13 protein-coding genes are annotated in these 22,861 nt (G+C 56.7%); 3 read left to right on the forward strand and 10 right to left on the reverse strand.

Translation table 11 applies throughout. The features are described from left to right. Window positions 1-37 precede the first annotated feature (37 nt). Together MHI43_RS23120 and MHI43_RS23125 are read right to left on the reverse strand one after the other, a co-directional pair. A complete protein-coding gene (locus tag MHI43_RS23120; RefSeq protein WP_009594840.1) occupies window positions 38-367 on the reverse strand; it encodes a hypothetical protein in 330 nt (109 codons plus the stop codon). Window positions 368-579: 212 nt separating this feature from the next. Further along, entirely contained in the window at window positions 580-1,149 is a 570-nt protein-coding gene (locus MHI43_RS23125) for a xanthine phosphoribosyltransferase (RefSeq protein WP_015736662.1), read from the reverse strand. Between the two features lie 253 nt (window positions 1,150-1,402). Between MHI43_RS23125 and MHI43_RS23130 the strand changes: the two genes are divergently transcribed. Continuing rightward, window positions 1,403-2,449 carry a membrane protein gene (locus tag MHI43_RS23130; RefSeq protein ID WP_036660250.1) on the forward strand — a complete coding sequence of 349 codons (1,047 nt, stop codon included), beginning with the start codon at window positions 1,403-1,405 and terminating at the stop codon, window positions 2,447-2,449. Between the two features lie 48 nt (window positions 2,450-2,497). Here MHI43_RS23130 and MHI43_RS23135 read toward each other — a convergent pair whose 3' ends face one another. The 3 genes from MHI43_RS23135 to MHI43_RS23145 are packed head-to-tail and all read right to left on the reverse strand — an operon-like array spanning window position 2,498 to window position 8,160. Next, window positions 2,498-5,695, reverse strand: coding sequence for an AAA family ATPase (locus MHI43_RS23135; protein WP_235201622.1), 3,198 nt, complete (start codon window positions 5,693-5,695; stop codon window positions 2,498-2,500). An 11-nt stretch (window positions 5,696-5,706) separates the two neighbouring features. Next, entirely contained in the window at window positions 5,707-7,014 is a 1,308-nt protein-coding gene (locus MHI43_RS23140) for a DNA repair exonuclease (protein WP_036660246.1), read from the reverse strand. Between the two features lie 9 nt (window positions 7,015-7,023). Then, window positions 7,024-8,160 carry a glycosyltransferase family 4 protein gene (locus MHI43_RS23145; RefSeq protein WP_036660244.1) on the reverse strand — a complete coding sequence of 379 codons (1,137 nt, stop codon included), beginning with the start codon at window positions 8,158-8,160 and terminating at the stop codon, window positions 7,024-7,026. 108 nt (window positions 8,161-8,268) lie between these two features. Here MHI43_RS23145 and MHI43_RS23150 point away from each other — a divergent pair, with 108 nt between their 5' ends. Both MHI43_RS23150 and MHI43_RS23155 read left to right on the forward strand, forming a co-directional pair. Then, window positions 8,269-9,432: a GGDEF domain-containing protein gene (locus tag MHI43_RS23150; protein ID WP_036660243.1), complete on the forward strand. Its 1,164-nt coding sequence runs from the start codon at window positions 8,269-8,271 to the stop codon at window positions 9,430-9,432. Between the two features lie 192 nt (window positions 9,433-9,624). Beyond that, on the forward strand, window positions 9,625-11,013 hold the full coding sequence (locus MHI43_RS23155; protein WP_036660242.1) for an RsmF rRNA methyltransferase first C-terminal domain-containing protein: 1,389 nt from the start codon (window positions 9,625-9,627) through the stop codon (window positions 11,011-11,013). 288 nt (window positions 11,014-11,301) lie between these two features. Here MHI43_RS23155 and MHI43_RS23160 read toward each other — a convergent pair whose 3' ends face one another. Genes MHI43_RS23160 through MHI43_RS23180 form a run of 5 tightly spaced genes read right to left on the reverse strand, consistent with a single transcriptional unit; the run spans window position 11,302 to window position 22,860 of the window. Further along, on the reverse strand, window positions 11,302-12,750 hold the full coding sequence (locus MHI43_RS23160) for an MDR family MFS transporter (RefSeq protein ID WP_036660240.1): 1,449 nt from the start codon (window positions 12,748-12,750) through the stop codon (window positions 11,302-11,304). After that, a complete protein-coding gene (locus MHI43_RS23165; RefSeq protein WP_015736669.1) occupies window positions 12,747-12,974 on the reverse strand; it encodes an MbtH family protein in 228 nt (75 codons plus the stop codon). The genes MHI43_RS23160 and MHI43_RS23165 overlap by 4 nt, the downstream gene beginning before the upstream one ends. Next, on the reverse strand, window positions 12,958-20,187 hold the full coding sequence (locus MHI43_RS23170) for a non-ribosomal peptide synthetase (protein WP_036660237.1): 7,230 nt from the start codon (window positions 20,185-20,187) through the stop codon (window positions 12,958-12,960). The genes MHI43_RS23165 and MHI43_RS23170 overlap by 17 nt, the downstream gene beginning before the upstream one ends. Window positions 20,188-20,202: 15 nt before the next feature. Next, window positions 20,203-21,186, reverse strand: coding sequence for an isochorismatase family protein (locus MHI43_RS23175; RefSeq protein ID WP_036660234.1), 984 nt, complete (start codon window positions 21,184-21,186; stop codon window positions 20,203-20,205). Between the two features lie 21 nt (window positions 21,187-21,207). Continuing rightward, window positions 21,208-22,860, reverse strand: coding sequence for a (2,3-dihydroxybenzoyl)adenylate synthase (locus MHI43_RS23180; RefSeq protein WP_015736672.1), 1,653 nt, complete (start codon window positions 22,858-22,860; stop codon window positions 21,208-21,210). Between the last annotated feature and the right edge of the window lies 1 nt (window position 22,861).

Here is a 22,861-nt window from a genome sequence, read left to right on the forward strand (position 1 = left end):
GACAAACATCCCGATTAAGAGATGTTCTATATACCCATTAACGCTGAGCCGGCTCGATGCTGTCATTCTTCTCGTACCAATAATCCAGCACGGTGGAAGACATGACGCGCTTCTCGATATATTCGACCTGCTGAGGCGTAAACTGTTCCTTCCATTCGAAGGAAACCTCCTCGCACAATCCGGCAATCGTCAGCAGTTCTGACCAGGCAACATAGCGTTTGTACCAGAAGAACTGAGGATGTTCAATCATATAGGGATATAGATCATCAAACTCCGTATGTTTACAATCCAAAGCACGTTCAAAATGTACCTTCGCTTCATTCAGCTTCTCAATCAAAAACGGCTCGGTTACAGGTTGTTTCCCCATGTTGCTGCCTCCTCTCTCTTGCCTACCTCTTTATTATAAGCGAAAATCACGGAGGCGAAAAGATTTAGTTGAGATTTTAGGCGGAAATCCCATTATCATTTACTTCAAATTACCATTTTTTCTCTTCGTTTAGACTAGGGTAACAACCGTTCATGACCTAAGACCCAGCCCGTGACAATCGGTCCAAGACAAGCCTAAGGAGACCCTAAGTTTTAGCTGAACGAAATCTTCCCACCTTCAAGCGACGATATGGTGACAAGCGATTCCACGTGAACATGCTGTTCGCGCAGCGTTCTCGCCCCGGCTTGGAAACTCTTTTCGATCACGACGCCAAGCCCGATTAATTCCGCCCCGGCCCGATCAATGATTTTGATCAGCCCTCTCGCGGCGTCTCCGTTTGCAATAATGTCATCGATGAAGAGCACTTTATCGCCCTCGCCGATAAACTGGCGCGACACCATGATATCCGTGACAATGCCTTTGGTGAAAGACGGCACCCGCTCGCATAAGGCGTCTGGATCGGCGAGCAGCGTTTTTTTGCGCCGGGCGAATACCATGGGGACTCCCAATTCAAGCGCTGCGGCAAAGGCAACCGATATGCCGGAGGATTCCAGCGTAACGACCTTGGTCACGCCGCTCTCTTTAAATCTCGTCGCAAATTCCCGGCCCATGTCCATAATCAATGCCGGATCAACCTGATGCGTCAGCAGGGCATCCAGCTTCAGCACCTGATCCGACAACACGACGCCTTCTTTAACAATCCGCTCCTTTAACCAATCCATCCCAAAGACCTCCCATGATTCCTTTGTCGTAAAAGTAACATATTCCTCCCTGTACGGCAAGTACAAACGGATGCTCCGTCATTTAACTTGCTAGTTCCCGTCATAATTCCTGACATAGCTTTCCGCTTGCTTGGCGCTATGCGTCCAAATCCCCTCCAGTCGAAGGCCTTGGACAGGTAGAAGTCATGTCCCGGCTCAGCCAAGCATACCTTGTACTATGCAGAACGATTAACTTTCAAGGGGGACGCGAGGCTTGCGTAATTTTATGCGTGTTTTACAGATCGCCTTTACATATATCGGAACCGTCGTTGGCGCGGGCTTTGCTACCGGCCGGGAAATCCTTCAATTCTTTACCCAGTACGGCCACTGGGCTACACTGACCATTGTGCTTACGACGGGATTGTTCATTTGGCTCGGCACGAAAATCATGACGATATCCAGGCGGATCGGAGCCAAATCCTTTGAGGATTTGAACAAATTCCTGTTTGGCGAGAAAGCCGGCGTCTGGATCAGCCTCTTCATGTTTGTCATTCTGCTCGGGGTGAACAGCATCATGCTTGCCGGTGCCGGATCTGTGTTTGTGGAGCATCTGAATTTGAGTTATCAGACCGGATTGTTTGTCACGATGATCGGGACTTTTTTTATTCTCAGAAAAGGCATCCAGTCCATCATGACGATGAACAGTCTCGTCGTGCCCATGATGCTGACCTTATCGGTGGCGGTGATCTCTCAAACGCTTCAGTCCCCGGGCGCCACCCGTTTCTTAACCTTGACCACCGATCACAGCCTGCCTTCGGTTTGGCTTGCGCCGCTGCTCTACACCGCCTTTAACCTGGTGATGGCGATGCCGGTGCTGGTCCCGCTCGGCAGCCAGACCGAAAGCGCGCGAACCGTAACCTGGGGGGGCATCATTGGAGGAACGGGCGTAGGGTTTATGCTAATGGCGGCGCATTTTGCGATGTCCGCCCATATGCCCGGCATTAGCCAATACGAGATTCCGATGGGCAGCATCGCCAACCAGCTGGGCTGGTTTGTACAGATCATCTATCTCATCCTGATCTTCCTTGAAATTTTCAGCACCTTCGTTGCCAATATTTACGGCATCACCCTGCAGGTTCAGCAGCGAACCTCGTTCTCCCCGAGAGTGATCACCCTTGGCATCATGGTGTTCTGTTATTTCTTCAGCCAGTTCGGCTTCAGCTCCCTGCTCTCTCTGCTCTATCCGATGTTCGGGGGATTGTGCCTGCTCTGGGTGCTCCGGCTTACTTTATTCGGAACACCTGAAATCAGGGGTAAATAAAAGGGCTCTCCCAAAGGTGCGTAACGCCTGCCTTTGGGGAGCCCTATCTTATGGCTGCATCGGGATGAGCCGTGCATCCGGTATGAGTTCCATCGTCTGCTCGGCGACATGTCGATGACACGTCATCATGATAACCTGCCGATTACGGGACAGTTCCGAGATAGCCCCGAGCGCATGCCGCAGCCGATCGCCGTCGAAATTAACGAACAGATCATCAAGCAGCAGCGGCAGCCCCGCCGCATGCGGCATCGATTGGATCAAACCGAGCCGCATGGCCAAATATAGCTGCTCCGCCGTTCCCCGGCTCAATCGGCTGCTCTCCACCAGCTCACCCGTCGGGCGCTCAGCCAGCAGGCTCTGGTCTCCCAAGCGCATCACAATCCGGCTGTACACACCGCCGGTCAGCATCGAGAAGAACCGGGAAGCCAGCTGCAGCACCTGCGGCTGCTTTTCTTCCTCGTACATCCGCCGCGTGCGTTTGATAAACTCGGAGGCCATCGAACGCACCGCATATTGGGACACGATTTCCCGCAGGGCGGATCGGTGCTCCTCCAGCTGCTGCAGGGCGGAATCCTGATTGCCCGCCGATTCCAGCGACTCCCTCTCCTGAAGCAGCCGCCCGCGCCGTTCCTGCAGCTCGTCCCTTAGGCTGTGCGCGGCCGATGCGGCCTCCTCCTTCTCGACGCACTGAGCTTCGAGCTCGGCAGCGTCGGTAAGCTCAAGCAGCTGCACCAGCCGCCTGCGGCCCGTTTCGTCCCATCCGCTGAACATGGTAATTTCATGATGGCGGATCGTGCGGACAAGCTCCTCCTTGCGCTTGGCGGCAGCTCCCATGCGAAGAAAGGTTTCCTCGTCCGCCGATCGGGACGATGCGAGTAATGCCGTTTTGCGCTGCTGCAGCCCTTCCCGCTCCTCTTCCATCGCTGCCGCCTCTTTGCGCAGCTCCTGGATGCGCTCGGATAGGACTTTACGCTGCCTTGAATCCTCTTGGTACGCCTTCCAACGGGAATGGATGCCGCTAAGCTCAGTCACGCCCGGATTTCGGTTGCCGTCAGGGTCGGCTTCGGGATCCGCCGCAATGATCTCATGGCATTGGACGATATAATCCTCGGCCTCTCTTAACAGGACATCCATCTTCAGACCAATCGATTTTTGCTGGCGGATCAGCTCCTGTCCCTGCTCAACCTTCACGAATACATCCAGCATCACGTCAGGCGACAGACTCTGCGGGAGTGACCGGGACCTCAGCCAGGATTCCCACTGCCGTTCCAGCTCCAAATACCGCTTCTCTTCCTGCTCGATGGCGCTATGGATCGTTTTTAATTCAGCCGCCTGCAGGGCAGACTTCTCCTCAGCCGCCGCACAATCGGACGTCAATCGATCGAGCCGCTGCCGCCAGGCTTGCCAGCCCTCCATCACGGACCGAAGCTCGCGCATTCTCGCCTCCACCATGAGGGGGTCACGAGTCAAAACAGCGTTTCGATCCCTTCGGCTGCCCGGAATCGTGCTCCCTGTTGCCGCGGCATAGGGAGCTGAGACCAGACTGGAGTATAGATGGTCCACATGTTCCGTTCCCTGACCGTCCAGCATGGAAGTGCCTTCCGAAGCTTCATCCTGAATCTCGCGCCCGCGTTGAGCGCTCCAGTATATATATCCCATACCAAGCAGCATCACGATGCCCGAGACCACGGCGGCTTCTGCGGCTCCCGTCCATAACAACACGGCTGCAAGCAGCAGCGTCATGACCGCCATGCCCGATAGCAGGCCCGCATACATCCGGGGGAGTCGTCCTCTCCCCGGCCGGCGTGTCGAAACAGGCACGGGCTCGGCACCGGACAGTCTGCGCTCGCGCCAACGCTCGATTTCCAGCTGCAGCTGATTCCACAGCGCAGCCGTCTCCTGCGGCGAAGCAAGCTTAATCATCGCAAAGGCCTCCTGGCCCCGCTCCGACTCCTCGCGCAGCTGCCGCCTTGCTTCCCGCAGCGTCGATTCGGCTGCAGCCGCCGAGCGCTGGGCCCCCCGCTGTTCAATGAACAGCGCCTCCATCCGGCGATCGTACCCGGCAAAGGCAGCACCGATCCGCCGTACCTCCTCACGCTCTGAGGCGGACACCGGCAACGACAGCAGCTCTTGCCGGGTCCATGCCGGATCGATATCCCGGAGCAGCTGCTCCAGCCGGTTTTCCTGAGCTTTATATTCGGCCGTAAGCTCGGCAAGCTCGCGGTTCCCGGCTTCATGTAGACTTCGTTTTGCCGACAGCTCCTCAATCCGCTCGCCGTATTGTTCCAAGAAATCGTTCACGGGTAGAGCCCCCAGCTTATCCTCCGCATCCTCGATCGCCTGCTCAACGCGGATGGACTGGGCATGAAGGACTCGCTCTTCCTCCAGCATCTTCTCATAACGGGGCATTCCATCCGGGGGGAAATGGCTGCTGTCCATCAGATCCTTCAATTCAACCCCGGCCTCTTGCCATTCCAGCCAAGCCGGACGGATGTCCAGCGCTTTGCGAAGCAGCGATAAATCCTCGCCAGCCCTGGCACGTTCCTGCTCCAGCAACTTTAAACGGCGCTCTATTTCCAGAATGGAGCTTACGACCTCGTTATAGCGGGATACGTAAGCCCGGCTGACTGCAACCCGGGTTCTTAAATCCTCGATGGACTGCAGCAGCTTGGCTGTCTGCTGTACCTTCCCGCGAGGCTTATACAGCTTGTCCATCTCTTGGGACAGCTTGCGTTCGGCCTCCAGGATGTTGGCTCCGCCGCCGATCCCGGCATGGAACAGGTAGCCGCTCATCTCGGCGGAGTGCAGACCGCGGATTTCCTGCAGTTCGCTTAACGAGATGGCAAACAGCTGGCGAAACATGTCCCTGGACACGCCGCCCAAAGCGTATTGTTCCAGCTCCTGCTGCCCGAGCTCGATCACGAGCCCGTTATCCGCTTGTTTATGAATATGTACACGTTCGCCCTTGCCGGAGGCGGCATTTCCTTCCCTGGACCGGTTATAGCGCCGGACCACCCAAGGTATCCCCTCCTTATCAAGAAAACGCAGCTCGCCTCCGTGAACGCCTTCCCCGGAGGGCTCTCCGCGTTCCGCCGGCGAGCCCTTGCCCGGGAACCCGTAGAGCATGGCGCTGATAAAATGCAGGACCGTGCTCTTCCCCGCTTCATTCGGCCCATACAGCACGGTTACGGGGGCATCGATGGAAATGCTCATGTCCCGGACGGCTCCGAAACCTTGTATGTTCATCCGTTCCAGCCTCATCTTCCGGCACCTTCCTCCCGCGAACGTTCGCGCAGCAATAACCCTAAAGTCAGCTCCTCCGCCCTGCGAACCCAATCCAGCATTTCCTCCGGACTCGTCTCGTTAAGCAACGAGCGGATCTCCGCATGTTCCATAAGAGGCTCCAAACCCTTGGCAACAACCCCGTCCGGATCATGAATTCGTTCCTGCTCCTTCCGGACAAGGCGAAGCAAGTCCCCCGTAAAGCTGTCTTCCGCCAACAGCCTCTCCGTATCGATCGCATCCCCGGATTGAAGCGAGAAGCTCTCGATCCAGACGCAGCCCCGATAGCCGCATGTCTTGCCCTTTGCGGCCTCTCTTCTCCGCAGATCGGTCAGCAGCTCGTCCAGCACGTATCCGCCCTCTAGCTGACGGTGAACCGGACTTCGTCCCGTAACCCGAACGCGGATCATGCTTAGCCGATCCGCGTTGGCTCTGGCTGTATCGGTGAGGATGGACTCCAGGGAGCGTCGCCAGTCGTCGACGTCCCGGCAAGCATCGATAGGCGCTTCAACGACGTTCCATCGCATCGAATCGAGCTCATGGAAGCTGAGCTTCGTGTTGAAGCTGCCGTCCACATCGACGACATAACATCCCTTCGGGCCCGTCTCCCGGACATGGCGTCCCTGGATATTGCCCGGGTACACGATATAAGGAGATTCCTGCAGGGTGCGGCGGGAGTGGATATGCCCGAGCGCCCAGTAGTGGAATCCGGCCTGAACCAGCTCCTTTTTCGTACAGGGAGCATAGGTTTCGTGCTGGGGATCTCCGTCCACGTTCGCATGCAGAAGTCCGATATGATAGAGCCCCGGTGAGGGAGCAGGATAGCGGATCGCAATATTATCCGTGACCTTCGAGGTCGGGTACGACATGCCGGCGATGACCGCCACTTCTTGATGGTCCGAACGGCGAACAGCCGTTACGGCTGCAGGCTCTGCCCCAAAGACATGGACATGGGAGGGAAGCGTCATGGACAGCTTCGTGCTGTCGAGCGGATCATGATTGCCGTGAATCACATAAACCGCGATCCCTTCCCGCCCCAAGCGGTTGAGGGAATCCAGGAAGCGAAGCTGGGCCCGCAGCGAAATGTTGGAGCTGTCGTAGACGTCTCCGCTGATGACGATAAAATCAACCTGCTCCCCGATGGCGAGCTCCACAAGCCGCTCTAGCGCACGGAAGGTCGATTCCTGAACGAAAGACCGCAGATCGTCATCGAGTCCGCTGATTCCGATAAACGGACTGTCCAGATGCAAATCCGCAGCGTGAATAAATCGAAAAGAAGCCATAACCGATCCCTAACTCTCTATCTGGGGTTGAAATTTCAAATACATTTTTTTCAGTTCATTCACGGATCTGGACAAGGAGTATTGGTTCTTTGCCTTATCCGAAGCGGTCCGGGCCAGCTCGTAACGATAGAGCGGATCGCTGATGACCTTCTCGAGCGCCACGCTGAGAGCCATCGGATCTTCAGGCGGTACAAGCAAACCGTTGACCCCGTCCTCAATCTGCTCGGCGATGCCGCCGACGTCGGTCCCTACCAAGGCGAGACAGCTGAGCGCCGCTTCCGCGAACACCGATCCGAACGCCTCTGCTCTCGAAGGCAGGACAAAGATGTCAAAGAACGGCATGAACTCCTCCGGATGCAGCGTATAGCCGTAAAAAATCGTCTCCTGGTAGATGCCCAGCGTTTTGGCCATCTCCTCGAGCTCCTGGCGGGAAGGTCCGTCGCCGATAATATGAAGGACGTAATCATATCCCTTCCGTTTCAGTTCCGCGCAGGCCTGGAGCAGAATATCCAATCCTTTTGCAGGCACCAGACGGCATACCGTAATCAGCTGAGGCACCGCATTTTCATGGGGAACGGGCTTGAATCTCTTATCATCGAATCCGTTATGGATGACGCCGATCGATTCGGGCGTGTTCACGTAGGGAGACATATACGCCTTGAAGGAGTTCGACACGGTCAGCAGCCGGTCGCTGATATGCTCTAGCTCCTTGTACAAAGACACCAGGAACCGGTGTTCCAGCCCTCCCTCCTTGATTCTTCCGTTGAGGATCAGCTCGCGCTCGTAACTGGAGTGCACGGTTTGGATGAGCGGCACCTCGGGGAATACGGCTTTCATCGACATGCCTGCGATCGGATGATGACTATGGATAAGATCATAAGGCTTTTGAATGCGCAGACGGGTCCACCACAGATAATCCCGGTAGGTTTGAAGGTATTTGGCCACGATCGGGCTCCCTTCGAACTCTCTCCAATCAAACGTGTGGAATAGCGGATCCTCCTGGCCTTTGTTGCGGATCCGCTTAGGCAGCCAGAACATTTCCATCTCCCAACGGGAGGAATGAAAGCGCTCCTGCAAATATGGAATCATGGACGAGACGCCGCCCGGCTGTTCAGGAGGGAAGAATAATGCCTGAAGAAGTTTCATGGGGATCCCCCTTTCTCTAAATCTCTTTTCAGATTCTTTTTCGATATGATATATTAGAACATATGTTTCATGCAAAGGAAACCTATCCCTATTCAGGAGTGAATCGATTTGTCCTATGAATTGAACTACTGGTCCACTTCTCCACTACCCACCATATTTGCCGTGTGCGGAGCTTATATCGCTCTCATGATGCTGATCATGTGTCTCTTTATGTACAGCAAGCAACGCAAGAATGCTTACCTATATATGGCGGCAGCTTTCTTCTTCATTATGACATACGAGGGTCTGAACATCCATTCGGCATGGACGGGAAAACCTGTTTTCTCACCGGAGTCGGACGTTCTGCGTTTCATCCAGCTTTTTTCGTTCGTTCTGCTGAACATCTCGGTTGTCATGCTGTACCGCAAAATCAAAACCATGCATTATTGGCTTCCCTTGTTGTCGGCCGCACTGCTTATGCTTCCATTCATGCTTCCCTCATTCCTTCCATACACCCTTGACCCGATATGGCAAAGCATATATTTTGACGTGCTGCAGCTCGCTGCGCTCTACCTAGCCTACACGCAAGTAACCCCGCGGATCGGACAGCCGATCAAATACGCGCTCGGGCTTGCCGTTTACGTCATCTGGACGATTCTGCAAGCGGTACATACCTATTCCGGCAGCCTGTCGCCTGCGCTTCAGGGACTGGCGCTCGCGCTGCCTGTGCTCTTTTACAGCATCGTGTTCTTCATTCTGTTCAGGCGCATCGTGGAGCTGATGCAGTCCATTTACCGGTCCGCCATTACGGACGGATTAACCGGGCTTTACAACCGCAGGCACTTTATGAAGCATTTGGACCATTACGCGACGCAGGAGCTGAAGATATCCGCCATCTTCTGCGACATCGACAATTTCAAGAAGCTGAATGATACCCAGGGACACGCCAGAGCCGATGAAGTGCTGAAGCAGGTCGCCGCCATCATGGAGGAAGAGCTTGAAGGCATCGGAATTACGGGCCGGTATGGCGGCGAGGAATTGGTCGCCTTGGTCGTTGACCGCAAAGCCAAACCCGCGCAGGTCGCCGAGAAGATCCGAGCCCGAGTGGCGAGCGAGAGCATCGTAACCATCAGTATCGGATACAGCGTGCTGCGCAAAGGCGTTCGCGGCGATGAGCTGATGAAACAGGCGGACAAAGCCATGTATCATTCCAAGACGACAGGCAAAAACAAGGTATCCGATTACCGGTCCCTTAAAACCGCATCCACCGAACCAACGGAATCAGCCGGATAACACTGGCGCAGACTGCCCACGATATGAAGGGGGCGGTCTTTTTTTGCTTGACATTTCTTTACTCCCCCTGCGGCAACGTGATAAACTAATGACCGATTCCTTAGAGACAAGAGAAGAAATGAGCTCTGAACAGGGATTAACTGCCTTAACGCAGCAACATGAACCTTATTCTAAAGAAGGAGCTATTAACGAATGGGAAAGGAACTATTGCCTGTCGGTTTCGTCACCAGCATAAACGAAATCCTTGGGGATGCCTCATGTGACTTTTGGGACAGCTACGATTCGCCCCGCACCCATGGGCTGCGTCTTAACCGGCTGAAAGCGGTTCATGCCGCAGACAGCGTCAAAAAACTCATCCGGGACTTCCGGCTGACGCCGGTGTCCTGGTGTGATACCGGATACTATTATGATGAAAGCGTTCGTCCAGGAAAGCACCCTTATCATGCCGCCGGACTATATTATATTCAGGAGCCCTCGGCAATGTCCGCGGTGGAACTGCTGAATCCTCAGCCCGGGGAGACCATCCTGGATCTTGCAGCGGCTCCCGGTGGCAAGACAAGCCATATCGCCTCGAAAATGATGGGCCGGGGACTGCTCGTCTCCAACGAGATCCACCCCGAACGGGCGCGCATTCTGGCCGAGAACGTGGAACGTATGGGAATAACGAATACCGTCGTTACGAGTGCGGCACCGGATCAGCTATCCCGCCGTTTCGTTGCCTGCTTTGACCGGATCATGCTAGATGCGCCATGCTCCGGTGAAGGCATGTTTCGAAAGGATGCCGCTGCAATTGCCGAATGGTCGCCTGAACACGTGGATCTGTGCGTTGCGCGGCAGTGGGACATTGTCCAGGAGGCTTACCGGATGCTCAAGCCAGGCGGAACGTTGGCGTATTCCACCTGTACGTTCAACACGGCGGAAAATGAGGAGATGATCGAGCACATTCTCTCGCAGTATCCCGATTTGGAACTGCAGCAAATGAAGCGCTTATGGCCACATTTGGAGCGGGGCGAGGGGCATTTTGTTGCCATCTTGGTCAAAACGCCTGCGGCCGAGGCTTACAGCGACGATCAAGAGACCTTTACCAACAGCGGTAAGGCTCAGGCCAAATCAAACCGGGGCGGCAAACAGGCTCCTGCGCTTTCCGCCCTGGCCGACTTTCAAGACTGGGCGAAGCAGGACCTCCCCGGCTTTGAGCTTGGCGGTGGCACGCCGATATTGTTCGGCGAAGAATTATATTGGCTGCCGGTCAGCGAGAGCGTCCCTTGGCACGATAAGCAGCTGAAGGGGCTGAAGATGCCGCGCGCCGGCCTTCATCTCGCCCACCTGAAGAAGAATCGGATCGAGCCGGCTCACGCCCTTGCCATGTCCTTGAATCCAGGCCAAGCCGCCAGAAGCTGGGATCTGCCTTCAGATTCTGCCGAAACGGCTGCTTATTTGCGGGGAGAGGTGCTCTCCATTCCGTCCGAATATAGGGGCTGGACTTTGGTGACTACGGACGGGCTCCCCCTCGGCTGGGGCAAAGCCAGCGGCGGCCAGCTCAAGAATCACCTGCCCAAGGGCCTGCGCAATCCCAAGTAGCGCCCCTTTCTAATCCCACATAAAGTGGCGAACGGAGAAAGACTGCCGTTACAGCGGATACGATTTTAAATTACATTCAGCCTACGATAAGGCCAATGGATCAAATTAGCAGACGATTGCGTGCTTGCTGATTCATTTCGTAAAAAGGGACTGTACTCTTCTGCACCAGCATGCAGGAGTACAGCCCCTTTTTCACTTGAAATGCTTTTACGGCCATCACCGAAAACTAAGCGTATTCCCACTAAATCCAAGGGGATCTCGTCTTTGGCATCCGGATAGTTAGCACGGTTATTTCTCGGCTGGAGTCGCCTGTTCCTTGACCGGTATTGTGGCGGGTTTGCGAATCGTAGACGCCGCATCGGCATCCCGTATCCATAACGCCGCGCCTGCACCGATGAGCAGGAAGCCAGCGGCCCCAAGCAATGCTGCTCGATATGCCGTCAGATTCGGCCCCAACTCCCCCGCCGCGTTTACGGTCTCCGTTCCAACGGCAGCCAAGATGCCTGATAGAACAGCCAGCCCGATGGCGGGACCAAGTCTGTTCTGCACCGTAAACCAGGTGGAAGCGCGCCCCATCGAAGCAGGCGGGATGGTGGCAAAGGCAGCGATCTGAACGGATCCCACGGTTTGACCAAGGAAAATGCCGACGCCAAATAGCAGGGCCCGTATAAACCACGGATTCGTCCCGGCGTCCACCATGCTGAGCATAATAAAAATGAGCGCGGTAACCGCAAATCCCATGATGATCACTCGCCTAGGGCCCATCCTTGGATACGTCCAGGGTACGAGCTGCGAGGCAACCATCAGCCCGATGGCTTCGGGAAACGTCGTCAGCCCCGTATCCAAGGCGGAGACGTGCAGGGCGTTCTGATACATCAAGGGAAATACGTAGAGCATGCCCAGCAGACCTGCAGATGCACACATTGCGATGATACCTGACGTTCGGAACAAGCGATTGCCCAGCAGCCGCAAATCCAGCAGCGGTTTCGCAGCCCTTAGCTCCACCTTCACCAGAGCAGACAACAGCAGGATGCCAGCCAGGCCGGCGCCCCATACCCGCGGGGCGTCCCACCCGTGCAGCGGCCCCTGGCTCAAGGCGAACATCAGCAGGGCAAGACCCGGCGCGGACAGCAGCAAGCCCGGCACGTCCAGCTTGCCGGCATCCGGCTCCCGATGCTCCTTCAGCCAGAATAAACCGAACACGAGAGCGGGAATGCCGATCGGCAAGCTCACGAAGAAGATCCACCGCCACGTCAAATATTCAAGAAGCAGCCCGCTCACAACCGGGCCGATTGCAGGCGCAATCGCGATAGGCAGGATAAGCGCCCGGGAGATTTTCGCGCGCTCCTGCGGCGGGAACATGCGGAACAGCATCGCCATGCCGACCGGGGTCAGCAAGCCGCCGCCGATGCCTTGGATTACGCGAAAAAGCGTCAACGCAGCCAAGCTGTCTGCAGAGCTGCACAATACGGATGCTCCGGTAAAAAGGCCCAGTGCCAGGAGAAACGTACGCTTCGTTCCCCATGTATCGCCAAGCCAGCCCGCCATCGGCAGAACGATGGCCAAGCTGACCAAATAACCGACATTCAGCACGCCTGAAGCCGCAGGGGGCACTTCAAGCTCCCGGCTGATCGTCTGAAGCGCCACGTTCAGCACGGTGGCGTCCATGGCAACCACAAACATCGCGGCCACATAGACGATGCATACTACTTTTTTTGGATTCAGCCCTTGGCTCATGGTCCAGGTTCCGGTATTGTCCCCGCATCGGCATACAAGCTCCGCGGCCGTAAATCGACCCATTTCTCGTTGATATAGGCGACGCATTCCTCCCGTGTGCCAAGTCCCAAAACCTGGTTCCAGCCGGCCGGAATAGCCGCGAACGCCGGCCAGAGCGAATATTGGCCCTCGTGGTTCATCAGTACAAGAAACTTGCCGTCGGCTTGCTCAAAAGGATTGGTCATAGATCAGTTCCCTCCTGTCCCTCGTTGTCTCTGTTTTAGATGCCATTACCTCAAGCTTGTTTAGAATAGTCTTGCCGATCTCATCCAGAGGTCCCGGCTGGCATAAATCCTTATGACGGCATTCGATATCGTGCCGCTCGATTTTGCCGCCTACGTAAGGCTCCCACATCTCCGGGTCGATGGGGTCAAACCAATCCGGGATGATCGTGGAGTGGAAGAATAACATATCTCCCTCAAACCGCTTCGGAACGTAAGCCTTTAGCAGTTGAACCGAATTTTCATAGGTCGTCTTCAGATTCATGATCGTTTCTTCCTCAAGGGACGAGAGCGCGCTGCTCTCGTTACGCAGCAGTTCAAGGGCAGCCGTTATGGTTAACGGCGCGTCTCCAAGCCCCACTTCAATGCTCTCCCTGTCGAAGCCTCCAAGCGCCAGCAGCGCGGTCAAAGCCTCGTCTTCATCAGGTTTTTCCTTGATCGGCAAATAATGGCTCGGATAAGCATCCAATATGGCGAGCAATTCAATGTCCTCACCCGCTTCCTGCAGCTGTACCGCAATCGACTGAGCGACATTGCCGCCCAAGGACCAGCCGAGCAGCCGATATGGACCCGCTGGCTGTAGGGAGCGGATATGGCCGATGTAGTCTGCCGTCATCTCTTCCAGTGATCCCGGCAGCTCCTCAGCATGGGCAATGCCCCTTGCCTGCAAGCCGTAAATCGGATAATTCATGCCGAGATGCTTCATTAAACCAGCGTAGCACCAGCTTAATCCTCCTGCCGGATGCACGCAGAACAGCGGGGTTTGATCTCCATGCGACCGAAGCGGAAGCACGACCTGCAGCGCGCTGTTCCCGCCGCCCATCTCAAGCTTGTCGACTAGCCCCGCTACCGTCGGTGCTTCGAATAATGCTGCAATGCTCAATTCTTTGCCGAGCGCTTCGCGAACCCGGCTGATGAGCCGGACCGCCAATAAAGAGTGACCGCCGAGCTCGAAAAAGCTGTCATCGATGCCGACCCGCTTGGCGCCGAGGATTTCGGCAAACAGCTCGCATAACACTTCCTCCTGCGGAGTTCGCGGATTGCGCCCATCCGCATCCGTTGACATCTCGGGGGCCGGCAGCGCTTTGCGATCCAGCTTTCCGTTAGGCGTAAGAGGCAGCTTGTCCATCATGACGAAGGCCCATGGAACCATATAATCAGGAAGCAGCGAAGCGGCATAGCGGCGCAGCTCCGTACCCGAAGGCGACTCGCCGGGATTGCCGACGACATATGCCGCAAGCCGCTGGTCTCCGGGCTGATCCTCACGCACGATGACAGCCGCCTGCGAGAGTGCCTCATGACGCACGAGGACCGATTCGATTTCGCCAAGCTCGATCCGGAAGCCGCGTATTTTCACCTGATGGTCGGACCGTCCCAAATAATCCAGCGTGCCGTCGGCAAAACGTCTCGCCAAATCGCCGGTTCGGTACATTCTTGTCCCCGGCGGGCCGTATGGGTCCGCCACGAACCGGTCGGCGGTAAGGTCGGGACGTCCCCAGTACCCGCGCGCCAATCCTGCGCCGGCGACATACATTTCCCCGATCACGCCATACGGAACGGGCTGAAGCCTGTCATCGAGCACGTACACCCGCAGATCCGGAATCGCTTCGCCGATCAGGCTGCCGACTCCCGGCAGCGCCAGGTTTCGGTTCAGCTCCAGATAGCTGACATGCACGGTCGTTTCCGTTATGCCGTACATGTTGATCAGATGCGGGGCATCGTCGGCATGGCGCCGATACCAATCCGTAAGCCGGCCAAGTTCCAAGGCTTCGCCTCCAAACACAACGTACCTCAGGGACAACTTCCGACCCGTCTCCGGCTGCTCCCGATCCGCCTGAATCAAAGGATAGAACGCCGACGGCGTCTGATTCAACACGGTCACGCCTTCCCGGACCAGCAAGCTTAACATCTCTTCAGGCGATCGGCTGACCGTATGCGGAACCACAACGAGCCGGCCGCCATACAAGAGCGGGCCCCATATTTCCCACACCGAGAAATCGAAGGCATACGAATGGAACAAGGTCCATACATCGGTTTCATTAAACTGGAACCAATGCCGGGTGGAATCGAATAGCCTGACGACATTCTGATGCGGCACCAGCACGCCCTTCGGTTTGCCTGTGGAACCGGAGGTATAAATGATATAAGCGGCATTCTTCGGCATAAGCCGTCCAAGACGCTCACGGTCGCTTGGATTCTCCTTGGAATAACCCTGCCATTGCATAGCCTCTTCAGGTCCATCGATGACAACGCGCAGCCATTGTCCGAAACTCGGCAGCTGATCCATCACGTGAACGCTCGTCATGACGCATACCGGACAAGCATTCTCCATCATGTAAGCCAATCGATCCTCCGGATACTCCGGATCCAGAGGCAGGTAAGCGGCCCCCGCTTTAAGCACGGCCAGAATGCAGACGACCATATCCACCGAACGCGGCAGTGCGAGAGCTACGATCTGCTCCGTACCGACGCCGGAGGCAATCAAGAAATGGGCAAGCCGGTTGGCTCGCTCGTTCAGCTCCTCATAACTCATAGACTGGCCGTCATGGACAATCGCGACCGATTGAGGCGAGCGGCTGACCTGCGCTTCAAACCGCTCGGACAAAGTTGCCTGCTCGGTGACTGGCAGCGGCGCACTCCATTGTCGACGAATCTCCTCCTGTTCATCAACGGTTAGAACATCCAGTTTACTGATGGTTTTACTTGGTTCAATGACAGCACTTTCCAATACGCGCACGTATCGTTCCGCCATCGCTTCCGCCGTGCCGCGCTCGAACAAATCTGAGCTGAATTCAATGAAGCCGTCCACTCCGTCCGGCTCGCCGTTCTGATCCCGCCGCTCGGTCAGTTCGAAGGTTAAGTCGAACTTCGAAGTGCCCACGTTTTGCAGCTGGAGCTTCGAGCTGATTCCCGGAAGCTCAAGCGAAGTTTCCGGCGTGTTCTGCAGCACCAGCATCACTTGGAAGAGTGGATGTCTCGCCCGGGAACGCGGAGGATTCAGCGTCTCGACAAGCCGCTCGAACGGCACGTCCTGATGCTCGAAGGCTGCCAAGCTCTTTTCCCGCACCCGTCGCAGCAGCTCATCGAACGTCGGGTCGTTCGACGTATCCACGCGAAACACAAGGGTATTGATGAAGAAACCGATTAAATGATCCAGATTGTCGTCATTCCGACCCGATACGGGGCTACCGATCGGAATGTCCGTACCTGCACCCAGCTTCGTAAACAGCGCAGCCATCGCGGACTGAAATACCATGAATAAAGTCGCCCTGTTGCTCTGCGCGAGCCCATTCAACTGCTGATGCAGCTCACGGGATATCGAAAACGGCACGCTGCCGCCCTGATAGCTGGCCACGGCGGGCCGTGGAAAGTCGGTAGGCAGCTCCAATTGCTCCGGCAAGCCGGAAAGCGCTTCGGTCCAATATTCCAGCTGGCGGTCAATCAGGCTGTTCTCGTCGCCCGAGCGGCCAAACAGCTTCTGCTGCCACATGGCATAATCCGCATATTGTACCGGTAACGGAGTCCATGTCGGCTCTCTCCCCAGGCACCTTGCCGCATAGGCATCCGCTAGATCCCGCGTCAACGGGGTAAGCGACCAGCCGTCTCCGGCGATATGATGCAGCAGCAACAGCAGGACAAACTCTCGATCGCCCAGCTTAAACAGCTCTGCCCGAAGGGAAGTTTCTGCTGCAAGCTCGAAACGGTACCTGACGGCATCGGCCAATCGATCCGCAAGCTCCGCTTCGCGGATCTCGGTTACCATTAGCTCCGGCCGGGCCCTCTCGGCATCCAAAATGCGCTGATACGAAGCCCCGTCGTGTTCAGGATACACCGTGCGCAGCGACTCATGCCGAGCCACTACATCCCTCAGTGCCATGCGCAGCGATGCCAGATCGAGGTCACCCGACAAGCGGGCCACAAGAGGAATATTATAGGTTGGGCTCGGACCCTCCAACCGATATAAAAACCATAACCGCTGCTGCGCAAACGACAACGGCAAGCGCTCGCATCTTGCCGCGGGACGCACGGACTGTCTGGCTGCTTGCGCATGATCGAGCCGCTTAACGAGACTCGCGGCCGTTGACGATTCGAACAGGCTGCCAATGCCGAGCTCTGCGCCGAATGCTTCCCGGATACGGACCATGACCCGGCCGGCTAACAGGGAATGACCGCCAAGCTCGAAGAAATCATCGTCGATGGTAACCCTCGGCAAGCCCAGCACCTCGCCAAAAATCGTGCAAAGCATCTCCTCTTGCGGCGTTCGCGGCATACGCCCGGCCGCCAGCCGAATATCTGGCACGGGAAGCGCGTTGCGATCCACTTTCTTGTTCGGCGTGAGCGGCAGCGCTTCAAGGGGTACGATGACAGACGGCACCATATACTCGGCCAGTTTCTCTGCGGCATAGCTCCGTAAATCTGCCGAATCGATGAGATATGGCCAGTCTGACGACGGAACGATATATGCCGCAAGCCGGCGATCTCCGATCCGTTCCTCGCGAACCATGACAAAGGCCTGCTCCACTGCCGGATGTGCCACAAGCACGGACTCGATCTCGCCGGTCTCGATCCGGAAGCCGCGCAGCTTGATCTGATGGTCGGCGCGTCCCAAATAATCGATCCAGCCGTTCTCCTGCCAGCGGGCAAGGTCGCCTGTTCGGTACATCCGGGAGCCCGGGGGACCGTAAGGATCCGCGACAAACCGATCCGCCGTCAAGTCGGGTCTTCCCAAATACCCCCGGCCGAGTCCCAAGCCCGCAATATACAGCTCGCCCGTTACGCCTGGCGGAACCGGTGAGAGCGAAGAATCGAGCACATACAGTCTCGTATTCCACACCGGTCCTCCGATGGATGGCTTTTCTGGTGCTTGATCGAGTTTTGCCGCCGTCGAATATATCGTTGTCTCCGTCGGTCCATATTGATTGTTCACTTCGCAGTTCAGGTCTTGAAGCGCAAGCTTAAGACCGACCGGCAGCGCCTCGCCACCGGTAATGACTTTAAGCCGCTCAAATTTCCCTGGACGGCAAGCGACAATCGACTGCCATAACGTCGGGGTCGCCTGCATGATGGTCGTCCTCGTCTCCCGAATTCGACGAATGAGCGACGCTGCGTCGAGAATGGTATCCCGCATCACGATGTCGAGCGTCGAACCGCATGCCAGGGGCAGCAGCATCTCCATGACCGAGATATCGAATGACATCGTGGTGACCGACAGCCAGCGGTCCCACTCCCCGATGCCCAAACGCTCGCGCATATCCGACAGCAGATTGGCTAGGCCTTCGAACGTGAGCATGACCCCCTTGGGTCGGCCGGTTGATCCGGAAGTATAAATAACGTAGGACGGGTGAAGCGGCAGCAGCGGACGTACGCGATCAGCATCGACAGGATTATGAAAGGCCTGCTGCTCCAATCGCTGAAGGGTAGCCGCGGCATCCAACAGGATTACGTCCTTATCTTCCATGACAGCCGCGAAATGTTCAGACAGCTGCCGGGTCGTTATCAAGCATGCCGGGTTGGCATCGGCAAGCATATAAGCGATCCGATCATCCGGATAGTCCGGATCCAATGGTAAGTATGCCGCCCCGGCCTTATGCACGGCGAGGATGGCAACAAGCATATCCACCGACCGTGGCAGCGACAGGGCAACGATTCGCTCAGGCCCTATTTCCCGGGCAATCAGCAAGCGAGCCAGGCGATTCGCCCGCCTGTTCAAGTCCTCGTAACAAAGGGATAACCCTTCGCATATGACCGCTTCCGCCTGCGGCGTACGCGCAGCCTGCTCCTCGAATAATTGCGGCACGCTGAGCTGCGGCAAGGCGCGGGTCGTATCGTTCCACTGAACGAGCACCTTCTCGCGTTCGTCCGGCAAAATATAGTCCAAGCCCCCGACGGGATCATTCGGCTCCGCTTCAGCAAGGCTGTCCAGCAGATACAAATAGCGTTGTAAATGGGACTCTAACTCATCTGCGCCGTAAATCAGCGGATTGGCATCCATGTCGATTCTCAGCCCGTGCCCGCCCAATCCGCCGTACACGTTCATCGTCAAATCATCCACGGGACCGGACGCAAGATTACGGACGCTGCCTCGGAAACCGCCAACATTCAATTCTTCCGCGAAAGGCATCACATTCACGAGCGGTCCGAATAACCTGCGGTTGTCCGCAAGCAGCTTGAGATCACGCCGGATGTCCTGATGCCTGTAGCGCTGATGCCGCTTGATTTCGCGATTCTCCCGTGCGACCTGCCGCAGCAGATCGATCAGGGTCATATCGGGCCTGACGCGCACCCGGAACGGCAGCAAATTCATGACCATGCCCGGAATGCGGATGGATGACGAGCCTAAGCGGCACATCACCGGCAATCCAAGCACAACCTCCTCGGCGCTTGTTATACGATGGACAAATAGAGCCGCAGCAGCCGCAATCACATCCGGCCAGCTTGTCCCTGCAGCTTGCGCTGCCGCCTGCAAGCGTTGCATTGTAGATGCCGGAAGCTGCGCCGAACGGCGCAGGAAGCTCCGCGCCGAACGCTGTGCCTGTCCCCCTAAGCTGACCACCTCCGGCTCATCGGCAAAGCGCTGCAGCCAGAATTGGCGGTCCGAGTCGAGCTGTTGCGACATGCGGTATGACGCATCTTCTTCCAGAATCGTCCGGAACCTGCCGAACGCGCCTATGCCGGATGTGATCCCGCCCGTTAAGTCCGTGTAGACCTCGGAAACTTTTTGCAGCAGAAGCGATACGCCGAATCCATCGATCGCGATATGATGAATGCGTTGGTACCAATAGTAGCGATCGGCGGCGAGCTTGAGCAGCGCCTCCGTAAACAGCGGTCCTCGGCTTAGATCGATAGCTTGGGCAAGGTCATGCTCCATCCAGCTTTGGGCAGCAAGATGAGGATTCTCCTTCCCGCTGACATCCATCACATGTAGAGGCCAGTCAGAAGACGGATCGATCGACTGCCAAGGACCGTCCGCATCTTCGCCGAAGCGGGCAAACAGGGCATCGGCCTCCCCCACCACCTGGCGCAAGGCCTTCTCGAAGAGAACCGGATCTACAGGTCCTCGAATCTCAATGCATTCCGCCGTGTTGAATATCGGATTGTCGGGGTCCAGCTGCTGGGCATACCATATCCCCAACTGCGCTCCGGACAGGGACCAGCGCTCCCTCTTTTGCTCAAGCATACGAATTCCCTCCTTTTACACCGTATAGTAATCATAATTGGGCGGTGACACCCGCACGTTCTGCTTGTCCGACAGCAATCCCCACCAGCCCGCCAGTGTCGGCTGCTCGGCCAACTCCACAAAGCTGATATCCAAGCCCTCGCGCCGGAAGCGCTCGGCCAAACTCATGATGCGAATGGAATCCAGTCCCCAGTATTCAATCAAATGGTCATCCTCGCCGATGCTCGACGGCCGTTCCTGCAGCAATTCCGCTACGTTCTCTCGCAACGTCTGCAGCGTGAGCGGCGATTGCTCCTCCACAGCATCTGCGGGTCTTCCCTCTCCGGTTGGAGCTTCGGAACGACCCGAGACGGGGTGACGCGCTGGAGTCAGCGAAGCGATCAGTCGTTCCGTGGTCAGCGTAACGGCGCAGCGTTCCGCTGCATACACAAGTGCCAGACGGTGCTTCTCTAACGAGAAATCCGCAAGGGCATCCGCAATGAAGAACGGCTGTATGTCTTTCATGAAAGCTTCGCCGGCGGTCAACAGACAGCCGATGTGAGCATAGATCCCGCAGATCATCAACTGGTCGCGGCCTAGCTCGCGCATGATTTCATGCAGATCGGTCTTCTGAAAGGCGCTGTACCTCCATTTGGTCAACAGCATATCCCGTTCCGACGGCGCTACCGCATCCACGAACTTTTTCTGGTATGGACCGTCGTTGATGCCGGATCCCCAGAAATCCTGCAGCAGGCCGCGCTGCTCCGGTGCCTGACCCCCGGGCTGGGCCGAATAGATCACGGGAATGCCTAGCTCCGCGCAGCAGGAACGCAGCTTCTGAATATGGGCGATCAGTTCCACGACCGGCGATTGATCAGGCGTGAACGCGTCGATGAAATATTGCTGCATATCGTGGATGAGCAGCACGGCACGGTTCGGATCCGCCGTCCATGCTACCTTGTTCTTGGGCAGGTCGGTCTCCCCTGGCATGGGATAAGGTAAAATCTTAGGAAGTGCCATCCATATCTCCTCATTTCGATGTTATTTGGAAAGTTTCAGCCGTGCGTCCTGATTCTGAGCCGCGAGCTCCCGCAGCTGCTTTTTGCTTACTTTGCCGACACCCGTGTGGGGGAAGGAATCCATAAATTCCACCCGATCCGGGATTTTGTACGCAGCGAGCCCTCTATTTCTGAGAAACGCCTTCAGCTCATTGCCGCTAACCGCGCCATGATGAACGATAACGAAGGCGCAGGTCCGCTCGCCCAGATACTCGTCCGGCATCGCGACCACGGCAGCATCGTGCACGCTGGGATGGGCAAGCAGATGGTTCTCTACCTCTTCGGCCGCAACCTTGTCGCCCCCGCGGTTAATTTGATCCTTGGAACGGCCTTGGATCACCAGATAACCTGAAGGCGTCATGCTGGCAAGGTCACCCGTGCGATAGAAGCCGTCCGTGGTAAAAGCCTTCTCGTTATGCTTGTCCGCTTTATAGTAGCCGCGAATCGTATAAGGCCCCCGTGTCAGCAATTCCCCGACTTCGCCGGGGGCTACCTCGACATCATCCTCATCGACCAGCCTCACTTCATCGTAAGGAGACATGGGACGCCCCTGCGTATGCACCGTTATGTCTTCGGGATCATCCAGCCGGGTATAGTTCACCAAGCCTTCCGCCATCCCGTACACTTGCTGCAGCTTGCATCCCAGCACCGTTTGCACGCGTTTGGCCGCCTCCGCACTGAATTTGGCCCCGCCTACCTGCAGCACCTGCAGATTGGAGAGGTCTTCGGAACGGGATGGTGCCGATTCAAGCCAAATCAGGGCCAGGGGCGGAACGACCGCCGTTATCGTGACGCCTTCGGAGGCGATCAGCGGAAATGCCGCATCCGGACTCGCTGACCGGGCAAGAACAACCCTGCCTCCGGCATACAGCGTCCCCAGCACGCCCGGCGAGCTGAGCGGGAAATTATGCGCGACGGGAAGTACCGCCAAATAAACGCTATCCTTATCCAGCGAGCAGATTTCGGCGCTCATGCGCAAGCTGTAGATATAGTCGTCATGCGTGCGCGGAATGAGCTTCGGCAGTCCGGTCGTCCCGCCCGACAGCTGGAGAAACGCGACATCACCGGGATTAGGGCCTTCCGCGTCTGATCCGTGCGAAGAGCACTCCAAATCATCGAGGTACAAATCGTCCAGGGATACGAACGCCCCCGGACCCGGGTCGCCGGCTACGATGACATGGCGGAGGGAAGGGACCGCTGCCTGAACCTGAGCCGCCAGGTCGCGATAGTCGAAGCCCGATTCCATATCGGGAATGATATACGCGGCGGCTTCGCTAAAGCCGCATAGATATACGATTTCGTTCCGGCGGTGAACGGGCAGAGCGAAGACGGGAAGCGCCCCTATGCGGAACAGCGCGAATATCGTATCGAAAAATGAAGCGATGTTCGGCAGCTGAACGATAACCCGTTCCTGTGCCTTAATGCCGAGCTTAAGAAATCCCGCGGCCAATCGATCCACCCGGTTGTCCAGTTCGGCGTAGCTTATGTGCCGGTCGCCGCACACGACCGCAACCCGTTCCCCATGCGCTGCAGCCCGTTTACGCAAGAGCTCTCCAAAGGTTTCGCCCTGCCAGCAGCCTGCCTCCCGGTAGCGGGCGGCAAATTCCTCCGGCCAAACCTTACAACCTGCCAACATT

It is taken from the genome of Paenibacillus sp. FSL H8-0457 (assembly GCF_038051935.1).
Classification (GTDB): Bacteria; Bacillota; Bacilli; order Paenibacillales; family Paenibacillaceae; genus Paenibacillus_AQ; species Paenibacillus_AQ lautus_A.

Excerpts from the sequence above, each read along its gene's own strand:
- MHI43_RS23155 (WP_036660242.1), top strand. The coding sequence starts at position 9,625 with ATGGGAAAGGAACTATTGCCTGTCGGTTTCGTCACCAGCATAAACGAA.
- MHI43_RS23145 (WP_036660244.1), bottom strand. The coding sequence starts at position 8,160 with ATGAAACTTCTTCAGGCATTATTCTTCCCTCCTGAACAGCCGGGCGGC.
- MHI43_RS23125 (WP_015736662.1), bottom strand. The coding sequence starts at position 1,149 with ATGGATTGGTTAAAGGAGCGGATTGTTAAAGAAGGCGTCGTGTTGTCG.
- MHI43_RS23170 (WP_036660237.1), bottom strand. The coding sequence starts at position 20,187 with ATGCTTGAGCAAAAGAGGGAGCGCTGGTCCCTGTCCGGAGCGCAGTTG.
- MHI43_RS23135 (WP_235201622.1), bottom strand. The coding sequence starts at position 5,695 with ATGAACATACAAGGTTTCGGAGCCGTCCGGGACATGAGCATTTCCATC.
- MHI43_RS23180 (WP_015736672.1), bottom strand. The coding sequence starts at position 22,860 with ATGTTGGCAGGTTGTAAGGTTTGGCCGGAGGAATTTGCCGCCCGCTAC.
- MHI43_RS23165 (WP_015736669.1), bottom strand. The coding sequence starts at position 12,974 with ATGACCAATCCTTTTGAGCAAGCCGACGGCAAGTTTCTTGTACTGATG.
- MHI43_RS23140 (WP_036660246.1), bottom strand. The coding sequence starts at position 7,014 with ATGGCTTCTTTTCGATTTATTCACGCTGCGGATTTGCATCTGGACAGT.
- MHI43_RS23175 (WP_036660234.1), bottom strand. The coding sequence starts at position 21,186 with ATGGCACTTCCTAAGATTTTACCTTATCCCATGCCAGGGGAGACCGAC.
- MHI43_RS23120 (WP_009594840.1), bottom strand. The coding sequence starts at position 367 with ATGGGGAAACAACCTGTAACCGAGCCGTTTTTGATTGAGAAGCTGAAT.
- MHI43_RS23160 (WP_036660240.1), bottom strand. The coding sequence starts at position 12,750 with ATGAGCCAAGGGCTGAATCCAAAAAAAGTAGTATGCATCGTCTATGTG.